This is a genomic window from Ramlibacter sp. P4_H7 (genome assembly GCF_056400765.1).
Window position 1 is genome coordinate 199,857 of record NZ_JBFUKP010000005.1, and the last position, 17,600, is coordinate 217,456.

At 71.0% G+C, this 17,600-nt stretch carries 16 protein-coding genes; 10 read left to right on the plus strand and 6 right to left on the minus strand.

Annotated elements, in window-relative coordinates; all coding sequences use genetic code 11:
- Positions 1–13: 13 nt before the first annotated feature.
- Genes AC1DSA_RS09575 through AC1DSA_RS09610 form a run of 8 tightly spaced genes read left to right on the plus strand, consistent with a single transcriptional unit; the run spans position 14 to position 8,283 of the window.
- Complete coding sequence (locus AC1DSA_RS09575; RefSeq protein WP_477888422.1) at positions 14–1,072, plus strand: beta-keto acid cleavage family enzyme; 1,059 nt, start codon at positions 14–16, stop codon at positions 1,070–1,072.
- Positions 1,073–1,077: 5 nt separating this feature from the next.
- A complete protein-coding gene (locus AC1DSA_RS09580; RefSeq protein ID WP_477888424.1) occupies positions 1,078–1,650 on the plus strand; it encodes an RBBP9/YdeN family alpha/beta hydrolase in 573 nt (190 codons plus the stop codon).
- Between the two features lie 29 nt (positions 1,651–1,679).
- On the plus strand, positions 1,680–2,651 hold the full coding sequence (locus AC1DSA_RS09585; protein WP_477888426.1) for a quinone oxidoreductase family protein: 972 nt from the start codon (positions 1,680–1,682) through the stop codon (positions 2,649–2,651).
- 2 nt (positions 2,652–2,653) lie between these two features.
- Positions 2,654–3,964, plus strand: a complete 1,311-nt coding sequence (locus tag AC1DSA_RS09590) for an MFS transporter (RefSeq protein WP_477888428.1) — start codon at positions 2,654–2,656, stop codon at positions 3,962–3,964.
- Positions 3,965–3,979: 15 nt separating this feature from the next.
- The gene (locus AC1DSA_RS09595) at positions 3,980–5,608 is read left to right on the plus strand and encodes a 3-(methylthio)propionyl-CoA ligase (protein WP_477888430.1); all 1,629 of its coding nucleotides are present in this window, start codon (positions 3,980–3,982) and stop codon (positions 5,606–5,608) included.
- A 5-nt stretch (positions 5,609–5,613) separates the two neighbouring features.
- Positions 5,614–6,636, plus strand: coding sequence for a YeiH family protein (locus AC1DSA_RS09600; RefSeq protein ID WP_477888432.1), 1,023 nt, complete (start codon positions 5,614–5,616; stop codon positions 6,634–6,636).
- A gap of 16 nt (positions 6,637–6,652) precedes the next feature.
- Positions 6,653–7,630, plus strand: a complete 978-nt coding sequence (locus tag AC1DSA_RS09605) for a Bug family tripartite tricarboxylate transporter substrate binding protein (protein WP_477888434.1) — start codon at positions 6,653–6,655, stop codon at positions 7,628–7,630.
- 14 nt (positions 7,631–7,644) lie between these two features.
- The gene (locus tag AC1DSA_RS09610; RefSeq protein ID WP_477888436.1) at positions 7,645–8,283 is read left to right on the plus strand and encodes a DsbA family oxidoreductase; all 639 of its coding nucleotides are present in this window, start codon (positions 7,645–7,647) and stop codon (positions 8,281–8,283) included.
- Positions 8,284–8,337: 54 nt separating this feature from the next.
- On the opposite strand, the gene AC1DSA_RS09615 is transcribed toward AC1DSA_RS09610, so the two are convergent.
- From AC1DSA_RS09615 to AC1DSA_RS09625, 3 genes are read right to left on the minus strand one after another with little or no spacing between them, the layout of a single operon-like run.
- A complete protein-coding gene (locus AC1DSA_RS09615) occupies positions 8,338–9,270 on the minus strand; it encodes an NAD(P)-dependent oxidoreductase (RefSeq protein WP_477888438.1) in 933 nt (310 codons plus the stop codon).
- Positions 9,271–9,278: 8 nt separating this feature from the next.
- Positions 9,279–11,087, minus strand: coding sequence for a sensor histidine kinase (locus tag AC1DSA_RS09620; RefSeq protein ID WP_477888440.1), 1,809 nt, complete (start codon positions 11,085–11,087; stop codon positions 9,279–9,281).
- A 32-nt stretch (positions 11,088–11,119) separates the two neighbouring features.
- A complete protein-coding gene (locus tag AC1DSA_RS09625; protein ID WP_477888442.1) occupies positions 11,120–11,806 on the minus strand; it encodes a response regulator in 687 nt (228 codons plus the stop codon).
- Positions 11,807–11,982: 176 nt separating this feature from the next.
- On the opposite strand from AC1DSA_RS09625, the gene AC1DSA_RS09630 reads away from it, so the two are divergent.
- Positions 11,983–14,112, plus strand: coding sequence for a hypothetical protein (locus AC1DSA_RS09630; RefSeq protein WP_477888444.1), 2,130 nt, complete (start codon positions 11,983–11,985; stop codon positions 14,110–14,112).
- Between the two features lie 90 nt (positions 14,113–14,202).
- On the opposite strand, the gene AC1DSA_RS09635 is transcribed toward AC1DSA_RS09630, so the two are convergent.
- Positions 14,203–15,393, minus strand: coding sequence for a radical SAM protein (locus AC1DSA_RS09635; RefSeq protein ID WP_477888446.1), 1,191 nt, complete (start codon positions 15,391–15,393; stop codon positions 14,203–14,205).
- A 155-nt stretch (positions 15,394–15,548) separates the two neighbouring features.
- Here AC1DSA_RS09635 and AC1DSA_RS09640 point away from each other — a divergent pair, with 155 nt between their 5' ends.
- Positions 15,549–15,884, plus strand: coding sequence for a hypothetical protein (locus AC1DSA_RS09640; protein ID WP_477888448.1), 336 nt, complete (start codon positions 15,549–15,551; stop codon positions 15,882–15,884).
- Between the two features lie 50 nt (positions 15,885–15,934).
- Here the strand turns inward: AC1DSA_RS09640 and AC1DSA_RS09645 are convergent, their stop codons facing one another.
- Positions 15,935–16,858 carry a pyridoxamine 5'-phosphate oxidase family protein gene (locus tag AC1DSA_RS09645; protein WP_477888450.1) on the minus strand — a complete coding sequence of 308 codons (924 nt, stop codon included), beginning with the start codon at positions 16,856–16,858 and terminating at the stop codon, positions 15,935–15,937.
- Positions 16,855–17,493: a glutathione S-transferase family protein gene (locus tag AC1DSA_RS09650; protein ID WP_477888452.1), complete on the minus strand. Its 639-nt coding sequence runs from the start codon at positions 17,491–17,493 to the stop codon at positions 16,855–16,857. Before AC1DSA_RS09650 ends, AC1DSA_RS09645 begins: the two co-directional genes overlap by 4 nt.
- Positions 17,494–17,600: the final 107 nt, after the last annotated feature.

Genomic DNA, 17,600 nt, shown 5'->3' on the forward strand with positions numbered 1-17,600 from the left:
CAAAGGCACCCCCATGAACTTCCTCGACGGCTCCCTCTTCCCCGAAAACCAGGACAAGCTGGTCATCACCGCCGCGCCCTACGGCCCCGAGTGGATTCCCTCCGACTTCCCGCAGGACATCCCGGTGACGATGGAAGAGCAGGTCCAGAAGGCGGTGGACTGCTACAACGCCGGTGCCACGGTGCTGCACCTGCACGTGCGCGAGCTGGACGGCAAGGGCTCCAAGAAGCTGTCCAAGTTCAACGAGCTGATCGCCGGCGTGCGCAAGGCGGCGCCCGACATGATCATCCAGGTGGGCGGCTCGATCTCCTTCGCGCCCGAAAGCGACGGCGCCAAGGCCAAGTGGCTGAGCGACGACACGCGCCACATGCTGGCCGAACTCGATCCCAAGCCGGACCAGGTGACGGTGACCGTCAACACCACGCAGATGAATGTCGTGGAGCAGATGGATGCCGAGGACATCGCCGGCACCTCGCTGGCCACGCCCGAGGGTTACCAGGCCTACCGCGAAATGATCGTGCCCTCCAGCCCGGCCTGGGTGGAGGAGCACGTGCGCCGCCTGAGCGCCGCCGGCATCCAGAGCGCATTCCAGTTCTACAACATCAACAGCTTCGAGACGGTCGAGCGCCTGATGCGCCGCGGCGTCTACAAGGGCCCGCTGGTGTGCAACTGGGTCGCCATCGGCGGCGGCATGGACCAGCCGACCATCTACAGCCTGGCGCACTTCCTGCGCGCCATCCCCGACGGCGCCATGCTGACGGTGGAGAGCAGCATGCGCAACGTGCTGCCGATCAACATGATGGGCATGGCCATGGGCCTGCACGTGCGCTGCGGCATCGAGGACAACCTCTGGAACCAGTCGCGCACGGCGAAGATGACCACCGTGCAGCAGATCGAGCAGCTGGTGCGCATGTCCCGCGAGTTCGGCCGCGAGGTCGCCACCGGCAAGGAAGCGCGCGCGATCCTGAAGATCGGCGTGTTCTACGAGACCGTGGAAGAGACGCTGGCCGCCAACGGCTTCGCGCCCAACGCGGCGGGCCGGCAGCAGGGCTTCCTGCGCAAGGTCGCCTGACGGTGATGCCGGCAGCACCCACCATCCTCATCGTCCCGGGGCTGCGCGACCACGTCGCGCAGCACTGGCAGACGCTGCTGGCCGCGGAACTTCCGCGCGTCGTGGCGGTGCCGCCGATGGGGCGCGACAACCTCGACTGCGACACTCGCGTGCTCGCGATCGAGCACGCCGCGCAGAAGATCGAGGGGCCGCTGCTGATCGTCGCCCACAGCGGCGGCGTGGTCATGGTGGCGCATTGGGCGCAGCAGACGCGCCGGCCCGTGCTGGGCGCGCTGCTGGCCGCGCCGCCGGACTTCGAGCAGCCCATGCCCCCGGGCTATCCGACGCTGGCCGACCTGGACGTGGGCGGCTGGCTGCCGGTTCCGCGCCACCGCCTGCCTTTCCGCAGCATCGTCGCTGCCAGCCGCAACGACCCGCTCGCGCGCTTCGAGCGCGTGGAGAAGCTGGCCCGTGACTGGGGCAGCACCCTGGTCGACCTGGGCGAGGTCGGCCACCTGAATCCCGCCTCGGGCTACGGCCCCTGGCCCCGCGCCCACGCATTGATCGCGCAGCTGCAGGCCCGGCCCCTCGCCGCCTGAGCCGCCCCTTTTCTTTCTGGAGAGTTTCCATGGCCCATGCCATCCGCCTGTACCAAACCGGTGACCCCGACGTCCTGCGCTACGAGCAGGTCGAGGCCGGTGAACCCGGCCCCGGCCAGGCGCGCGTGCGCCATGCCTACGTGGCGGTCAACTTCATCGACGTCTACTTCCGCACCGGCCGCTATCCCATGCCCCTGCCGAACGGCCTGGGCTCGGACGCCGTCGGCGTGGTGGAGGCGGTGGGCCCCGGCGTCACCGACCTGAAGGCGGGCGACCGCGTCGGCTACCTGCTGGGTCCGCAGGGCGCCTATTCGGACGTGCGCGTGATGCCGGCCGACGTGCTGATCCCGCTGCCGGACGGCGTGAGCGACGCCACCGCGGCGACGCTGATGATGAAGGGCATGACGGCGCAGTACCTGTTCCGCCAGGTGTTCCCCCTGCAGGGCGGCGAGACCATCCTGTACCACGCGGCCGCCGGCGGCGTCGGCCTGATCGCCTGCCAGTGGGCCCGCGCCCTGGGCGTGCGCATGATCGGCACCGTCAGCACCGACGAGAAGGCCGAGGTCGCGAAGGCGAACGGCTGCGCCGAGGTGATCGTCACCTCGCGCGAGGACATCGCCAGGCGCGTGCGCGAGCTCACCGACGGCAAGGGCGTGCCGGTGGTCTACGACTCCGTGGGCAAGGACACGCTGATGGCCTCGCTGGACAGCCTGCAGCCGCGCGGCACGCTGGTGAGCAACGGCACCAGCTCCGGCAACGTCGTGATCGACACCACCCTGCTGGCGGTGAAGGGATCGATCTGGCTCACCCGTCCCGCGATGATCCACTACGCCACGCCCCGCGCCCACATGCTGGACATGGCGCGCGAGCTGTTCGGACTGGTCGAGGCCGGGAAGATCAGGAGCGAGCCCAGCCGCATGCTGCCGCTGCGCGACGCCGCCGAGGCGCACCGCGCCCTCGAGTCGCGCAAGACCACCGGCGCGACCGTCCTGGTGCCCTGACCATGGACCTCGCCCTCGACGCCGAGCGGCCGGTGGCCGCCGACAGCTACCTGTTCAGCCGCGGCTCCGCCTGGTTCGCCTTCGCGATGACCCTGGCCCTGATGGTCATGGACTACGTGGACCGCCAGGTCATCGTGTCGCTGTTCCCGCACATGAAGGCCGAATGGGGCCTGAGCGACACGCAGCTGGGTTCGCTGGTGTCGATCGTCTCGGTGACGGTCGCCCTCGGCGCGCTGCCGATCGCGCTGTTCGCCGACCGCGCCAGCCGCGTCAAGAGCATCGTGGTGATGGCCACGGTCTGGAGCCTGGCCACGATCTCCTGCATGTTCACGCGCGGCTACGGCCAGCTGCTGGCGGCGCGCGCCGCGGTCGGCCTGGGCGAGGCGGGCTACGGCTCCGTCGGCGCCGCCCTGATCGCCAGCCACTTCCCCGCCCGCATGCGCGGTGCGCTGATGGCCGGCTTCTTCGCCTCCGCCTCCGTGGGCTCGGTGCTCGGCGTGATGCTGGGCGGCGTGATCGCGGCCCGCTGGGGCTGGCAGGCCGCCTTCGGGCTGGTCGGCATCCCGGGCCTGGTGCTGTCGCTCCTGTACCTGAAGGTGCGCGACTACCGCACCGTGGAGCTCACGCCCCGGCTGCACGATGCCACCCGCACCGCGGGCGACGTGCTGCGCCACGTGGCGCGCGGCCTCACCCGCTCGCCCACCATGCTGTTCGTCTGCATCGGCGGCGCCGCGCAACTGATCGTGGTGTCGGCCCTGTGGTCCTGGCTGCCCAGCTTCCTGAACCGCGTCGACGGCATGGCGCCGCAGCAGGCCTCGGTGCGCGCCGCGCTGATCGTGCTGTGCGGCGCCGTCGGCAGCGTCGCCTGGGGTGCGCTGGTGGACCGCGCCGGCAGCCGGCGCCTGCGCAACAAGCTGTATGCGATGGCGGCCCTGTGCCTGCTGTCGCTTTGCATCCTGTCGACCGCCTTCGCGCTGCCCGCCTTCGGCGTCGCGCTGGACCCGTCGCTGCAGTTCGGCCTGATCGCCGCCGGCGGCTTCGTCATGACCTGCACCGTGGGCCCCGTGTCCGCGGTGGTGATCGACGTGATCCACCCCGGCCTGCGCGCCAGCGGCTCGTCCGTGCTCGCGCTGTTCCAGAACCTGTTCGGCCTGGCCGCGGGCCCGGTCATCGCCGGCCTGCTGTCGGACGCGCACGGCCTTCCCTTCGCGATGGCGGTGACACCGCTGTTCGCCATCGTCGCCGCGGCCGCGTTCCTGCGCGCCGCACGCACCTATGAAGCGGACGCGGCCCGTGCCGCCGACCCGCACTGACCCGAGGACTCTCCCATGTTCGGCTCCATGATGCAGCAGCCGCTGCTGATCTCTTCCCTGCTGACCCACGCCGAGCGCCACCATGGCGACCAGGAAGTGGTGTCGCGCCGCGTCGAGGGCGACCTCCACCGCCTCACCTACACCGAGCTCGCCGCCCGCGCGCGCCGCATGGCCAACGCGCTGGCCGAGCGCGGCATCCGCATGGGCGACCGCGTCGCCACGCTGGCCTGGAACGGCTACCGCCACATGGAGCTGTACTACGCGGTGTCGGGCTCCGGCGCCGTGCTGCACACGCTCAATCCGCGCCTGCATCCCGACCAGGTGGTGTGGATCGCCGACCATGCGGAAGACCAGGTCCTGTTCTTCGACCTGAGCTTCCTGCCGCTGATCGAGGCGATCGCCGGCCGGGTGAAGACCATCAAGGCCTTCGTGGCGATGACCGACCGCGCGCACATGCCGACGGCCGCCGGCGTGCCCAACCTGCTGTGCTACGAGGAACTGCTGGAGTCGCAGTCCGACCGCTTCGAGTGGCCGGCGTTCGACGAGAACACCGCCAGCTCGCTGTGCTACACCTCCGGCACCACGGGCAATCCCAAGGGCGTGCTGTACAGCCACCGCTCCACCGTGCTGCACACCTACGGCAGCGCGCTGCCCGATGCGCTGAACATCTCCGCGCGCGACGTGATCCTGCCGGTGGTGCCCATGTTCCACGTCAACGCCTGGGGCCTGCCCTACGCGGCGTGCATGGCGGGCGCCAAGCTGGTGTTTCCCGGACCCTTCCTGGACGGCAAGAGCCTGCACGAGCTGTTCGAAGGCGAAGGCGTGACCGTGTCGGCCGGCGTGCCGACGGTGTGGCAGGGCCTGCTGGCGCACGTGGAGGCCAACAACCTGAAATTCCGCTCGATGCGCCGCACCATCATCGGTGGCTCGGCCTGCCCGCCCGCCATGATGCGCGCCTTCCAGGAACGCTACGACGTGCAGGTGCTGCACGCCTGGGGCATGACGGAGCTCAGCCCGCTCGGCACCGCCTGCGTGCTCAAGCCCCACCAGCAGGCGCTGCCGCCGGAACAGCGCCTGGCGCTGCAGGCCAAGCAGGGCCGCGTGGTGTTCGGCGTCGACATGAAGATCGTCGACGACGAAGGCCGCGAGCTGCCGCGCGACGGCAAGGCCTCCGGCGAGCTGCTGGTGCGCGGCCCCTGGGTGATCGGCCGCTACTTCAAGGACGAGGGCGGCGATCCGCTGGTGGACGGCTGGTTCCCCACCGGCGACGTGGCCAACATCGACGCCGACGGCTTCATGCAGATCACCGACCGCAGCAAGGACGTCATCAAGTCCGGCGGCGAGTGGATCGGCTCCATCGACCTGGAGAACGTCGCGATGGCCCACCCGGCCGTGGCGATGGCGGCCTGCATCGCCGCGCCGCACCCCAAGTGGGACGAGCGGCCGCTGCTGGTGGTGGTGAAGAAGCCGGGCGCCGCAGTGACGCGCTACGAGCTGCTGCAGTTCTACGAGGGCAAGATCGCCAAGTGGTGGACGCCGGACGACGTGGTGTTCGTCGACGCGATCCCGCTGGGCGCCACCGGCAAGATGCAGAAGAACAAGCTGCGCGACCAGTTCCGCGAGCACCGCCTGCCCACGGTGTGACCGCCATGCAAGTCGCTGCCCGCTTCTCCCTTGCATCCGACCGCGTGCGCGACCTCGCGCCCGGGGTGCTCGCCTGCGGCGTCGTGGGCGCGGCGTCGGCCTTCCTGTCCGAGCACTACGGCGCGCCGGTGATGCTGTTCGCGCTGCTGCTGGGCATGGCGATGAACTTCCTGTCCGCGGACGGCGCCTGCCGGCCCGGCATCGAGTTCAGCGCGCGCCAGCTGCTGCGCATCGGCATCGCGCTGCTCGGCCTGCGCATCACGGCCTCGCAGGTCGTCGCGCTGGGCTGGGGTCCGGTCGGCATGGTGGTGTTCTCCGTGGTGGTCACCATCCTCGCGTCCATGGCCGCCGCCCGACTGGTCGGCTTCAAGACCTCGTTCGGCCTGCTCACCGGCGGCGCGACCGCCATCTGCGGCGCGTCGGCGGCGCTGGCCCTGTCGGCCGCGTTGCCCGCGCACCCGATGAAGGACCGCGCCACGCTGTTCACCGTGATCGGCGTGTCGGCCCTGTCGACGCTGGCCATGGTGCTGTACCCGATGGTCACCAACGCGCTGGGCATGCCGGCGCAGCAGGCGGGCATGTTCCTGGGCGCCACCATCCACGACGTCGCGCAGGTGGTGGGCGCTGGCTACAGCCTGTCCACCCAGGCCGGCGACACCGCCACCCTGGTCAAGCTGATGCGGGTGGCCATGCTGCTGCCCGTGATCCTGGTCGCCACCCTGCTGACGCGCCGCGCCGGCGCGGCCGAAGGCGGCGAGCGCCCGCCGCTGCTGCCCTGGTTCGCCGTGGCCTTCGCGCTGCTGGTGGCCGTCAACAGCACCGGCTGGATCCCGAAGCCGCTGAACACCGCCGGCAGCGACCTATCGCGCTGGTGCCTGGTCGCCGCCATTGCCGGCATCGGCATGAAGACGCACCTGAAGGAACTCGTGACCGTGGGCCTGAAGCCCGTGGCGCTCATGGTGGCCGAAACCGCCTTTCTCGCCCTGCTGACGCTGGTGCTTCTGCGCCTGCTGCCCGGCGCGGCATGACAATGAGGACATCGAAATGACATCGAACATCTCCCGCCGGACCCTGCTCGGCTCCGCCGCAATTTCCCTGCTGCCCGCGTTCGCGCGCGCGCAGGCCTGGCCGGTGCGTCCGGTCCGCCTGGTGGTGGCCGGGCCCGCCGGCGGCAGCGCCGACCTGGTCGCCCGCCTGGTGGCCGAACCGCTGCAGCGCGAATTCGGCCAGCCGGTGATCGTCGACAACAAGCCCGGCGCCGCCGGCGCGATCGCCGTGGGCGAGCTGCTGCAGGCCCCGCGCGACGGCCACACCCTGCTGGTCGGCGTGAACTCGCTGGTCAGCGAGATCCCGCACATCGTCAAGCTGCGCTGGGACATGGCCAAGGAACTGCGCCCGCTGGCCGAACTGGCGCGTGCCGGCCTCGTGCTGGTCGGCCATCCGTCCGTCCCGGCCAGGGACCTGAAGGAACTGGTCGCCTACGCCAAGGTCAACCCGGGAAAGCTCAATTACGCCTCGTACAGCCCGGGCACGCTGTCGCACGTGCTGGGTCTTCTGCTGAACCAGGCGGCGGGCGTCCAGCTCACGCACGTCGGCTACAAGGGCTCCTCGCCGGCGCTGGCCGACGTGATGGGCAACCACGTGCCGCTGATGTTCGACGGCCTGGCCACTTCGCTGCCGCTGATCAAGTCCGGCAAGATCAAGGCATTCGCCGTGAGCACGCCCAAGCGGACGCCGCAGCTGCCCGACGTGCCCACCTTCCGCGAGGCCGGCTACCCGCAGCTGGAAGCGCTGGCCTGGATGGGCCTGTGGTCGACGCCGGACGCGCCTGCCGCGGTGCAGGCCCGCGTGCGCGAGGCGGTGCTCAAGGTGCTGGCCGATCCCGGCCTGCGCACGCGCATGCTGGACACCGGGTTCGAGGCGGGCACGCCGCGCACCACGGACGAGATGGTGCGCAGCCTCAAGACCGACTACGACCGCGTCGGCGCCGTGCTGCAGTCGATCAACTTCAAGCCCGAATAAGGCCGCGCGCCGCCATGACGCGCGCGCTGCGCATCGACGTCTTCGTCGAGCTGGTCTGTCCCTGGTGCCTGATCGGCAAGCGCCAGCTCGCGCGCGCGCTGGAGCGCTTCGCACAGACCGACCCGGATCTGCAGGTGCAGGTGCACTGGCGTGCCGTGCAACTCATCCCGCAGGTGCCGGCGGAAGGCTGGCCCTTCGCCGATTTCTATCTGCGGCGACTGGGCAGCCCGCAAGCCGTGCGCCAGCGGCAGGCGCAGGTCCAGGCCGCGGCGGCGCAAGCGGGCGTGGACATCGACCTCGCGCGCATCGAGCGCTTCCCGAACACGGCCCGCGCGCACCGCTTGCTGGAGTTCGCGGCGATCCAGCGGCCGGAAAGCGTCGATGCCCTGCTGGAACGGCTGTTCGACGCCTACTTCCGGCGCGGCGAAGACCTCGGCGACAGCGAGACCCTGCTGGCGATCGCGCAGGAGACCGGCATGGACGCCACGTCGGCACTGCCCTGGCTGGATGCCCGGCCCACCGCACAACCGGCGCCCGTGACCGGCGTGCCGCTGTTCGTCTTCAACGGACGGTTCGCCCTGTCGGGAGCGCAGCCACCGGAAGCGCTGTGGTCGGCGATGCGGCGCAGCAGCGAAGAAGCGACCGTGGCCTGAGCGCAGGCGCGCAGGTGTCCGGCGAAGAGCCGGGAGCCCCGGCGTCCGCGCTGCTCACGCCAGCAGCGTGGCCAGTTCCGGCACCAGCGCGGCCGGTCCCGACTTCGCCAGCGCCGTCTCCAACGTCGCCAGCACCGCGGCCGCGATGTCCTTGCGCGCACCGGCGTCCCCGGCCATCGCGTTGTAGTAGCCGAGGTCCTTGGCCGCGTTCGCGATGGAAAAGCGCAGCCCCGAGGGATCGCGCGCCAGCAGGTAGGACTTGATCCGTTCCAGCGCCACGCCGCCGCCGCCGCCCTTGGCCAGCACTTCGACGAAGGACGCCATCGCCACCCCGCCGTGCTCCGCGCAGGCGGCGGCTTCCGCCAGCAGCGACACCATGCCCAGCGATACGTAGTTGTGCAGCAGCTTCATGCTGTGCCCCGCGCCGGTCGCGCCCACGTGCGTGATGTTCTCGGCGAAGCAGGCCAGCAGCGGGCGGCACTCCTCCAGCAGGGCGGCGTCGCCGCCGACCAGCAGGTTCAGTCGCCCTTCGGCGGCTTCCTTGGGCGTGCGCGTCATCGGCGCATCGAGGAAGCGGCCGCCCGCGGCCTGCACCGCCTGCGCCATCTTCACCGTGGAGCCGGGCAGCGCCGTGGAGCAGTCGATCACGACGCTGCCGGCACGCAGGCCCTGCAGCACGCCGCCGGCGCCGGTGAGCACCGCTTCCACCTGCGGCGAGCCGGTCAGCACCAGGATCACGACGTCCGAACGCGCCGCCAGTTCGGAGGTGCTGGTCACCGTCGCGGCGCCGGCCGCCTTGAGCGCGTCCAGCGGCTGGTTGCCGGGATGTTCGAACAGCACCAGCGGGTGGCCGTGCTTCGCGAGGTTGCTGGCGATGCCGTGGCCCATCATGCCGATGCCCACCATTCCAACGGTCTTCTTCATGGGTTCTCCTTCAGGTCTGCGCTGTCCGCACCGGCCGGGACGGCCAGCGCATTGTGCCCGCATCACCTGGCTCAGGCCGCCAGCGCGATCTCCACCACCGTGCGGCCGGGAGCGCTTTCGAACCGCAGCTGCGCGCCGATGGCGGCGGCGCGGTCGCGCATGGCCTGCAGGCCCTTGCGCGCGCGGGCCTGCACGTCGAAGCCGCAGCCGTCGTCCACGATCCGCACCCGCGCCGCTTCGCCCTCGCGCCGCGCCTCGATCCGCAGCACCCGCGCGCGGGCATGCTGCAGCACGTTGGACAGGGCTTCGAACACCATGAACTGCAGCTGGCGCATGGCCGCGGGGTCCAGCCGGGGGATGGGATCGAGTTCGTCCACCTCCCACTCCAGCTTCAGGTCGGAGGCGGCGAAGCGCGGCTCCAGCCGGTAGCGCAGCCCCGCCAGCAAGGCGTTGATGTCGCCCGGCGGCAGGTTCATCGCGTCGATGGACAGCTTCAGCTGCTCCAGCGCATCGCGCAGCGTGGCGAGCACCTCGCCGTGCTCGCCACGGCCCGACTGCAGCTGGCGGATGGCGGCGCTCAGGTGCGCGCCCACGCCGTCGTGCATGTCGCGCAGGATGCGGGTGCGCTCGGCGGTGCGCTCCTGCTGCCGGGCGAGCTGCTCCAGCTGCGCGTAGCTGCGGCCCAGTGCCTCCTCCTTGGCCCGCACCTGCGCGGCGAGGCTCCCCAGCAGCGCGCGCAGCGCGGCGTTGGTGGCTCGGAACCGCAGGATCACGACGTAGCCCAGGGCCAGGCCGAACAGGGCCGAGGAATAGCGCAGCCAGATGGTCGTCTGGCCATAGGCGCCGTCGAATCGATAGAGCAGCATGTCGCGCACGCCCACCAGCACGTTGACCAGGATCGCCAGCGCCATCAGCCGCAGCTCCAGCGAGGCGCCGGGGCGCAGGGCCGCGCGGCACAGGAACACCGCGAAGCCGCCCAGCACCAGGGCGCTGGCCGCGTAGAACCCGGTCACGGGCGCCGTGCTCGCGAGCCGCCAGCTCGCTTCCGCCGCCAGCGGCGCGAGCACGGGCAGCAGCCAGGCGCCTGCGACCGCCACGCGGCCGGAGCGCTGCCGGGTCCAGCCGGCGAGCTCGCAGCAGAAGGACATCATGCCCGCGGCCCAGGCGGCGTAGGCCACCAGCATCAGCGCCGACCAGGGGCGCCAGGACAGCGGCGGCTGCTCGATCAGCAGGTTGGCCAGGCGCAGGGCCCAGCTCAGCTCGGCGACGCACACGAACAGGTAGAGGCGGTCGCGCCCGCCGTCGCTGCGCGGATCCTTCTGCGTGAGCCACAGCGCCAGCGCCGTCGTGGCCACCAGCAGGCTCAGCACCATGATCGCGAGCGCGACGCCGTTCTGCGCCACCAGGTCCTCGCGGTACAGGGGCTCCAGTTCCTCGGCGGGCCCCAGCACCACGGGGCCCAGGCCGCCGCGCCGCCCGGTGTCGGCGCGGATGCGCACGCGCAGCAGGTTGTCCTGCGCCAGCAGGCCGCCGGGGATGTCGATCATGCGGGGGGCCTTGGCGTAGTCCGCCCCGCCCGGATCGTCCAGTTCGCCTTTCTCCTGCAGCAGCGCCCCGTTGAGCTCCAGCGCGTAGACGTTGCCGATGCGCGAGATATAGATCGCGGTGGAGCCCAGCGGCACGTGCGCGAACGGGAAGCGGATCTCGAAAGTGGCGGAGCCGGGCAGGCCGCCGTGCTTGCGGTCCCAGTGATAGGGCAGCGCCACCGTCTCGCGCACGGTGCCCGCGCGCGTGACGCTCTCGACCCGGGCCTCGGTCAGCCGCACCACGTCCGCCGCCGCGGGCCGCGCGGCCGCTGCGGCCAGCAGCGCGGCCGCCACCAGCAGCCGGCCGGCCAGCCGGGCCAGCCGCTTCAGATGCGCCCCGGGGGGCGCAGCAGCCCCAGTTGGGTCGCCTCGTACACCGCCTCGCTGCGCGAGGACACCGCCAGCTTGGAGTACAGATGCTTGATGTGCGTCTGCACGGTGTGGATGCTCAGCCCCCGCAGCCGCGCGATGTCGGCATACGAGAAGCCGCGGGCGATCAGCTCCAGCACCTCCTGCTCGCGCGGCGACAGCACCGGCGCGTCCGCGTTGGGCGTCGAGGGCACGGGCTCGCTCTGCGGTCCGCGGACGCGGAAGCGCGCGAGCATCCGGCGCGCGATCATCGGCGAGATGGGCGAGCCGCCCTCCTTCATCTCCCGGATCACCCCGGCGATGTCGTCGGGCGAGGAGTCCTTGTGGATGTAGCCCATGGCGCCGGCCTCGATGCTGGCCAGCACGTTCTCCTCATCGCCGAACATGGAGATCACCAGGGCTTCGCAGCCGGGCTCGGTGCGCAGCACGCGCCGGATCACTTCCAGGCCGCTGCCATCGGGCAGTCCGAGGTCCACCAGCAACACGTCCAGCGGCTCGTGCGGCGCATCCAGCCAGGCCACGGCTTGCGCCACCGTTCCGGCGTAGCCCGCCAGCAACAGTCCCGCATCGCGCCGCACCGCGTCCGCGAAGAAGTCGCGGGTCGCCACGTCGTCTTCCACCACCAGTACCCGCCAGGGTCGCATCGTCCTTGCCCGTCCTCCACGAAAGTCCGCACAGGATAGCCCAGCCGCCTCTGCCGAACGGGTGAACGCGTGGTCCCGAGTTCATGGGATGGCTCCGTGGGACCCCGCTTCGTGTAATCGCGACGCGGCGTGCCACGCGTGCCGCGTCCCTGTTTGCGTCGAAGAAGGAGATCCCCATGAGGAGTGCATCGAAATCCCTGCTGGCGCTGGCCGCCGGCATGGCGTTGCTGGCCAGCGGCTGCGGCGGAGGCGGAGGTTCGGACACGGCGGGCAGCACCACGCCCGCCACGACGACGACGACCAGCAACACCACGACCACGACCACCACGCCCACGGTGGTCGCGAGCCAGCTCACCGGCACCGCCGCCACGGGCGCGGCGCTCGCGAACGCGCCGGTCACCATCACCAACGCCGCCGGCAATTCGCCCTGCGTCGAGACGGCCATCACCACCACGGCGCTGGGCGCCTACACCTGCACGCTCAAGTCGGGCCAGGTGGCGCCGTTCTTCATCGTCGTCACCGATCCCACCGGCGACAAGCCGCCGATGGTGAGCGTGTCCACCACCACGCCGCCGGCCGGCTCCGCGCTCACCATGAACGTGACGCCGCTCACCACCGCCATCGTGGCGCAGCTGGTGTCGCCGGCCAATGCGCTGGCCGTGGTCAGCAGCGGCACGGTGGACGCCACGCAGCTCGCCGCGATCACCACCAACGTCGTGGCGCAGCTGGCGCCGGTGCTGACCGCCATCGGCGTGCCGGCCGGCTACGACCCCTTCACCACCGCCATCACCGCCGCGACGGCCGACAACACCGGCAACACCGCCGACCTGGTGCTGGACGTGGTGAAGGTCACGACCGATCCGGCCACCGGCGCGCCGGCCCTGATCACCGTCGACAACCAGACGCCGATCCTGCTGGCCTCGGCGACCGGCAAGGCCACCGTGCTGACGGCGCCGGACACTTCCGTCTCGACGCTGTCCGCCGCCACGCAGATCGCGGCGCAGACCTTCAACACCTGCTTCGCGGTGCCGACGGCCAGCCGCGTGACGGGCACGGACACCACGATCGCCGGCGTCAACGGCGGCCCCTCGATCACGGGCGCGGCCCCCGCCTGCCAGGACATCGTCGCCGACACCGGCAACGCCGCCGGCATGGATTTCCTGCACAACGGCTATGAAGGCGGACAGTTCTTCTACGGCCTGATGACCAGCGACTCGATGACCGGGGCGAAGTTCAGCGTGCCCGAGGTCATCGCCTACTACCCGGCCTCGGCGAGCGGCACGGGCCTGGCCATCAAGGACCGCGCGATCCTGAACTTCCGCTTCGTCGATGCCAACGGCGACCCGGGCAACTTCATCACGGTCGCCGCACGCATTCCCAATTCGTCATCGGCCACCCGTGCCACGGAGTGGTGGCTCACCGGCAACCAGCAGGGCGTGGACACTTCGGTGAAGCTGGTGATCCGGCGCACGGAGCAGTTCAAGGCGGGCGCCACCAGCAACCTCAGCACCTTCCAGAGCGGCGTGCAGTTCCTGATCAATCCGAACGGTCCCGGCAGCGTGCGCGGCGGCCAGCGCGTGAAGTACGCGCGCGTGACCGGCCCCGGCCTGCCCGTCGGCGGCGTGACCTACATCGCCCCCGTTTCCACCACCCAGCAATGGATGGACCTGTACAACAAGGACGGCAGCGCGCTCACCACCGGCAGCCAGTGCGGCAACGCGGGCAGCACGACCAACTGCCCCAACATCTGGTTCGAGCAGACCGCCGGCCTGACCGGATCGAGCGCCACCACGCTGGCGCCCAACCCGAGCACCGGCCTGGTCAACAAGATGCTCTGGGTGCAGACGACCGACGTCGGCTTCGATCCCTCGCGCTTCGTGCGCCCGGCGCAATACCAGTTCGAGCTGTTCTACGGCGCCAACACCGGAACGCCCGACGTGGTGGTGACCAAGACGCTGCTGTCCGACCTGGTGCGCGCCACCCAGGGCGTGAAACTGCCCTGGAACACGCCCGGTGCCCAGCTGCTGGCCGCGCTGGACCCTGCCGGTTCGCTTGCGGGCGCCCAGAGCAGCCTGCTGGTGGACTGGACGCAGAACATCGCGGCGCAGCAGATCGGCAGCGCCCTGCCGGTGATCGCCGGCGGCAGCTTCGGCTCGCAGACGCGCGTGCCGCGCGGCGCCACTTCCGTAGTGCTGTCCACGGACCCGATCCCCGCCTTCAACACCACCAGCGGCAGCCGCGGTGCGCTGCTCGGCTACCGCATGCTGGACGGCACCAGCAAGTCCGCCGTGTACCGCTACAACTGACGCTCAACCCGTGAGACCAGCCGCCGGCCCCGCGCCGGCGGCTTTTTTTTGCCGACCTGCGGAGTGAGCGCGCAGCATGACCCTGCCGCTTCAAGGCATCACTTCGACATACTCGTAGACCTCGCAGTCGGTGAGCTGGCGGCGCTGCGCGACCGGCAGCCGGGCGAACCAGGCCTGCGGATCGTGGCGGGCGATCTCTTCGCCCAGCCAGCGCACCAGCTCGCAGATCGGCTCGACCACCGCGCTGCGGTAGCGCGCATCGCCCTGCACGTAGGCGCGGTGCAGGTTCTTCATGCAGTTGCCGCGGCACCAGGCATAGGCCTCGCACTCGCCGCAGGGCATGCCGGGCGCCTGCTGCAGCGGGCTGGGCTTGAGCCAGTTGCCCTGCACGCTGCCCATCTGCATGCCGCCTTCGTACAGCATGTCGGGACAGGGGAAGATGCGGCCATCGGGCATCACGTTGAGCAGGTGGGAGGACGCCCGGCACTGGGTGCGGCCGCCGTACAGCTCCCGGGCGCGACCCGGCAGCAGCTGGTTGCGCACGATGCCCATCAGCGGGATGACCGGATAGAGCGCATCGGTGCGCGCGAAGAAACGCTCGACCAGTTGGCGCAGCACCGCCTTGCGCTGCGCGATGCTGTCGTCGCCGTACATCTCGTCGGCGACGAACTGCCAATAGAGGTAGTCGAAGGGCGAGTCCTCGGCCAGCAGCGCATCGAGCTCCTCGAAGGTGGTGGCGGGATTGCTCCAGGTGACGCGCGCCGTGATGCTGCCGCCCACCTGCCCGTGCACCAGCCGCAGGTTCTTCAGCACTTGCCGGTAGATGCCGCGGCCGCGGTAGCCATCGGTGATCGCCTCACCGCCGTCGATGGAGACCAGCACGTTGGACAGGCGCTGCAGCATCCACTCCGGAACGTCGTCGATCAGCGTGCCGTTGGTCTGCAGCTGGAAGCGCCAGTGCGGAAAGCGCTCCATCACCTGCGCCATCATCGGCCGGTTCAGCGTGGGCTCGCCGCCGTAGAAGGTGACCACCACCTCCTTGCCCGCCAGCTGGGTGGACGCGAACCGGGCGAGCTGGTCGATGCCGTAGTCCACCTGGGTCTGCGAGCCCAGCACGTCGCCCACCCCCAGGGAGCAGTAGCTGCATTTCAGGTTGCACTTGAGCGTGGTGAGCAGTTGCAGCTCGACGCGGTGGCCGGCGATCGCCGGCTCGCAGGCGCGCGCCGCCTCCGGCGCCAAGAACACGGGGGAAGAAGAGGAAACGGAGGAAACGGATTGCATGGCAAGGGAAGTCACGAGGGACCCGGCTTATAGAGCGTGGGGCCTCGGCGCGTCTTGATCTGGTGCAAGCTTGGCGTTGCCGCCGGGCCGTCATTCCGTCCTTGAATGTGCCGATCCGCGAACCATACTGGCCGGATCCTTCGAAGGAGCCCCCGATGTGCTACCTCGTCCATGAACGGCAAGCCGCGCCGGAACCCGGCCGCGCGGCGTTGCCACCGCTGTCCGAGCGCCTGCGTCCGCGCTGGGCCGGCGCGGCCGCCTTGCTGCTGATCGGCGGCCTGGCCGTGGCGGCGCTGGTCACGCCGTCCTCGCAGACCGAACTGGCCCGGGCGACCGAAGCGGCGCTGCTGACCACGGTCGTTGCGCGCTCGACCACCGGACCGGCCCTTCCCGCGACGCCCGTGGTCGAGCAGGGCGCCGGCCTCGACGACGGCGTGCCCGGCTCGGAATTCAGCAAGGCCTCGGCCGGTAACTGCCACCACGGCCTGTAAGGCAGGAACCGGTTCCTGCGGCCGTCCACGCGCGCGCCCTCATGGGCGCGTCATGCGCCTGCGGGCGCCTCCCAGCGCAGCGGCAAACCGCCCCGCACCAGCACCGCCTGCCGCACCTCGATGCGGAGCAGGCGTTCGGTCGCGGGCGCGTCGGCCGGCCGCTCCGGCTCCCACAGCACCTCGGCATGGCCGGCGATCTGCAGGCGGTCGCCGCTGGCGACATCCACGAACAGCAGGCCGCAGCGCGGCTCGAGCTGCAGGTTGCCCAGGGTGTTGAAGAAGGAGTTGCCCACGTAGTCGCGCACCCGCAGCGTGCCGTCAGCGGCCACCTGCACGAATCCGGCGGGACCGCCGCGGTGCGACACGTCCACGCCCTCCGCGCTGGCCTGCGCCTGGCTTGCCCGCGGATGCGCGGTGGCGATGAAGAAGGTGTCGGCGATTTCGACGATGCGCCGCGTCTCGGCGGACAGGACGCCGGAGACGCTGCGGCGCGACGGCGTCGTCACCGGCGCGTGGAACGCCTGCCGCGGCCGGATGTACTTGGGGCAGTTGCCGAAGCTCTGCGCCACGGCGATGTCCACGCCCTGCGCGCCGATCGCCGCGATCCGGCCGTTGGCACGGTTGCGCCGGCCGGTGTGGGCCTGCAGGCCCAGCAAGCCGACGGCGGCGCCGACCTGCAGGTGCCCGCGCACGTCCTCGTCCCAGGTGGCGCCGGAACCCAGCCGCAGCAGTTGCGGCGTGGGTGATTGCGCGAAGCCCACCGGGCCCGCCACCAGCGTGGCCCAGGGCTGCCCCTCGTCGTCGAGGGTGCCCGCCACCACGAAGGGCAGCTCGGCGAAGAACGCGCGGTGCTGTTCCGGCATGAAGTCGCGCAGCAGCCGGGGCCCGATCTCCGCCATGCGCGCGCCCACGCCGGCGCGCTCCTGCAGCAGGCGCTCGCCCGCATGCCAGGCGCCGATGCCCGGGTCGTTCATGCGGCCAGCCCCACCGGCGACTTGGCGAAGGGCACGAAGCCGGGCAGCGCCTCGATGCGCTGCAGCCAGGCCCGCAGCGCCGGATACTCCTGCAGCGACACGTTGCCTTCCGGCGCCCGCGCGACGTAGGCGTAGTTGGCGAGGTCGGCCAGCGTCGGCTGCGCGCCCGCGAGCCAGGGCCGTTCGGTGAGCTCCGCCTCCATGACGCCGAAGAGCTGCTGCGCCCGCGCGATCGCGGGTTGCGGATCGTCCGCGCGGCCGAACAGCGTGATGATCCGGGCCAGCGCAGGTCCGAACGCCAGCGGCCCGGCCGCTACCGACAGCCAGCGCTGCACCCGCGCGGCGCCCACCGGGTCGCGCGGCATGAAGCGTCCCGGTGCGTAGCGCGCTTCCAGGTAGACCATGATGGCGTTGGAGTCGGCCAGCATGAGGTCGCCGTCCTCGATCACCGGCACCTGGCCGAAGCGGTTGCGCGCCAGGAAGGCGGGCCGCTTGTGTTCGCCGGCCTTCAGGTCCACTTCGACGTTCTCGTAGGGCAGCCCGAGCAGGGACAGCAGCAGCTCGACGCGGTGGCAGTGGCCGGACAGCGCCATGCGGTGGTGGCGGATGGGGGTGGCGGGAACGGATGCGGCCATGGCGGGCTCCTCGTGGATGGGGATGCGGTCATTGTGTTTGCTGCGCATCCGGCAATAAATGGGGCGGCTTGCAGGACACTCCTGCCGCCAGCGGATTAATATCCCGG

What these genes read in the sequence shown, in the direction of transcription:
- AC1DSA_RS09585 (WP_477888426.1), top strand. Translation starts at nt 1,680, where the DNA reads ATGGCCCATGCCATCCGCCTGTACCAAACCGGTGACCCCGACGTCCTG.
- AC1DSA_RS09625 (WP_477888442.1), bottom strand. Translation starts at nt 11,806, where the DNA reads ATGCGACCCTGGCGGGTACTGGTGGTGGAAGACGACGTGGCGACCCGC.
- AC1DSA_RS09650 (WP_477888452.1), bottom strand. Translation starts at nt 17,493, where the DNA reads ATGGCCGCATCCGTTCCCGCCACCCCCATCCGCCACCACCGCATGGCG.
- AC1DSA_RS09615 (WP_477888438.1), bottom strand. Translation starts at nt 9,270, where the DNA reads ATGCGGGCACAATGCGCTGGCCGTCCCGGCCGGTGCGGACAGCGCAGA.
- AC1DSA_RS09610 (WP_477888436.1), top strand. Translation starts at nt 7,645, where the DNA reads ATGACGCGCGCGCTGCGCATCGACGTCTTCGTCGAGCTGGTCTGTCCC.
- AC1DSA_RS09635 (WP_477888446.1), bottom strand. Translation starts at nt 15,393, where the DNA reads ATGCAATCCGTTTCCTCCGTTTCCTCTTCTTCCCCCGTGTTCTTGGCG.
- AC1DSA_RS09580 (WP_477888424.1), top strand. Translation starts at nt 1,078, where the DNA reads ATGCCGGCAGCACCCACCATCCTCATCGTCCCGGGGCTGCGCGACCAC.
- AC1DSA_RS09630 (WP_477888444.1), top strand. Translation starts at nt 11,983, where the DNA reads ATGAGGAGTGCATCGAAATCCCTGCTGGCGCTGGCCGCCGGCATGGCG.
- AC1DSA_RS09590 (WP_477888428.1), top strand. Translation starts at nt 2,654, where the DNA reads ATGGACCTCGCCCTCGACGCCGAGCGGCCGGTGGCCGCCGACAGCTAC.
- AC1DSA_RS09605 (WP_477888434.1), top strand. Translation starts at nt 6,653, where the DNA reads ATGACATCGAACATCTCCCGCCGGACCCTGCTCGGCTCCGCCGCAATT.
- AC1DSA_RS09600 (WP_477888432.1), top strand. Translation starts at nt 5,614, where the DNA reads ATGCAAGTCGCTGCCCGCTTCTCCCTTGCATCCGACCGCGTGCGCGAC.
- AC1DSA_RS09645 (WP_477888450.1), bottom strand. Translation starts at nt 16,858, where the DNA reads ATGAACGACCCGGGCATCGGCGCCTGGCATGCGGGCGAGCGCCTGCTG.
- AC1DSA_RS09640 (WP_477888448.1), top strand. Translation starts at nt 15,549, where the DNA reads ATGTGCTACCTCGTCCATGAACGGCAAGCCGCGCCGGAACCCGGCCGC.
- AC1DSA_RS09575 (WP_477888422.1), top strand. Translation starts at nt 14, where the DNA reads ATGAACTTCCTCGACGGCTCCCTCTTCCCCGAAAACCAGGACAAGCTG.
- AC1DSA_RS09595 (WP_477888430.1), top strand. Translation starts at nt 3,980, where the DNA reads ATGTTCGGCTCCATGATGCAGCAGCCGCTGCTGATCTCTTCCCTGCTG.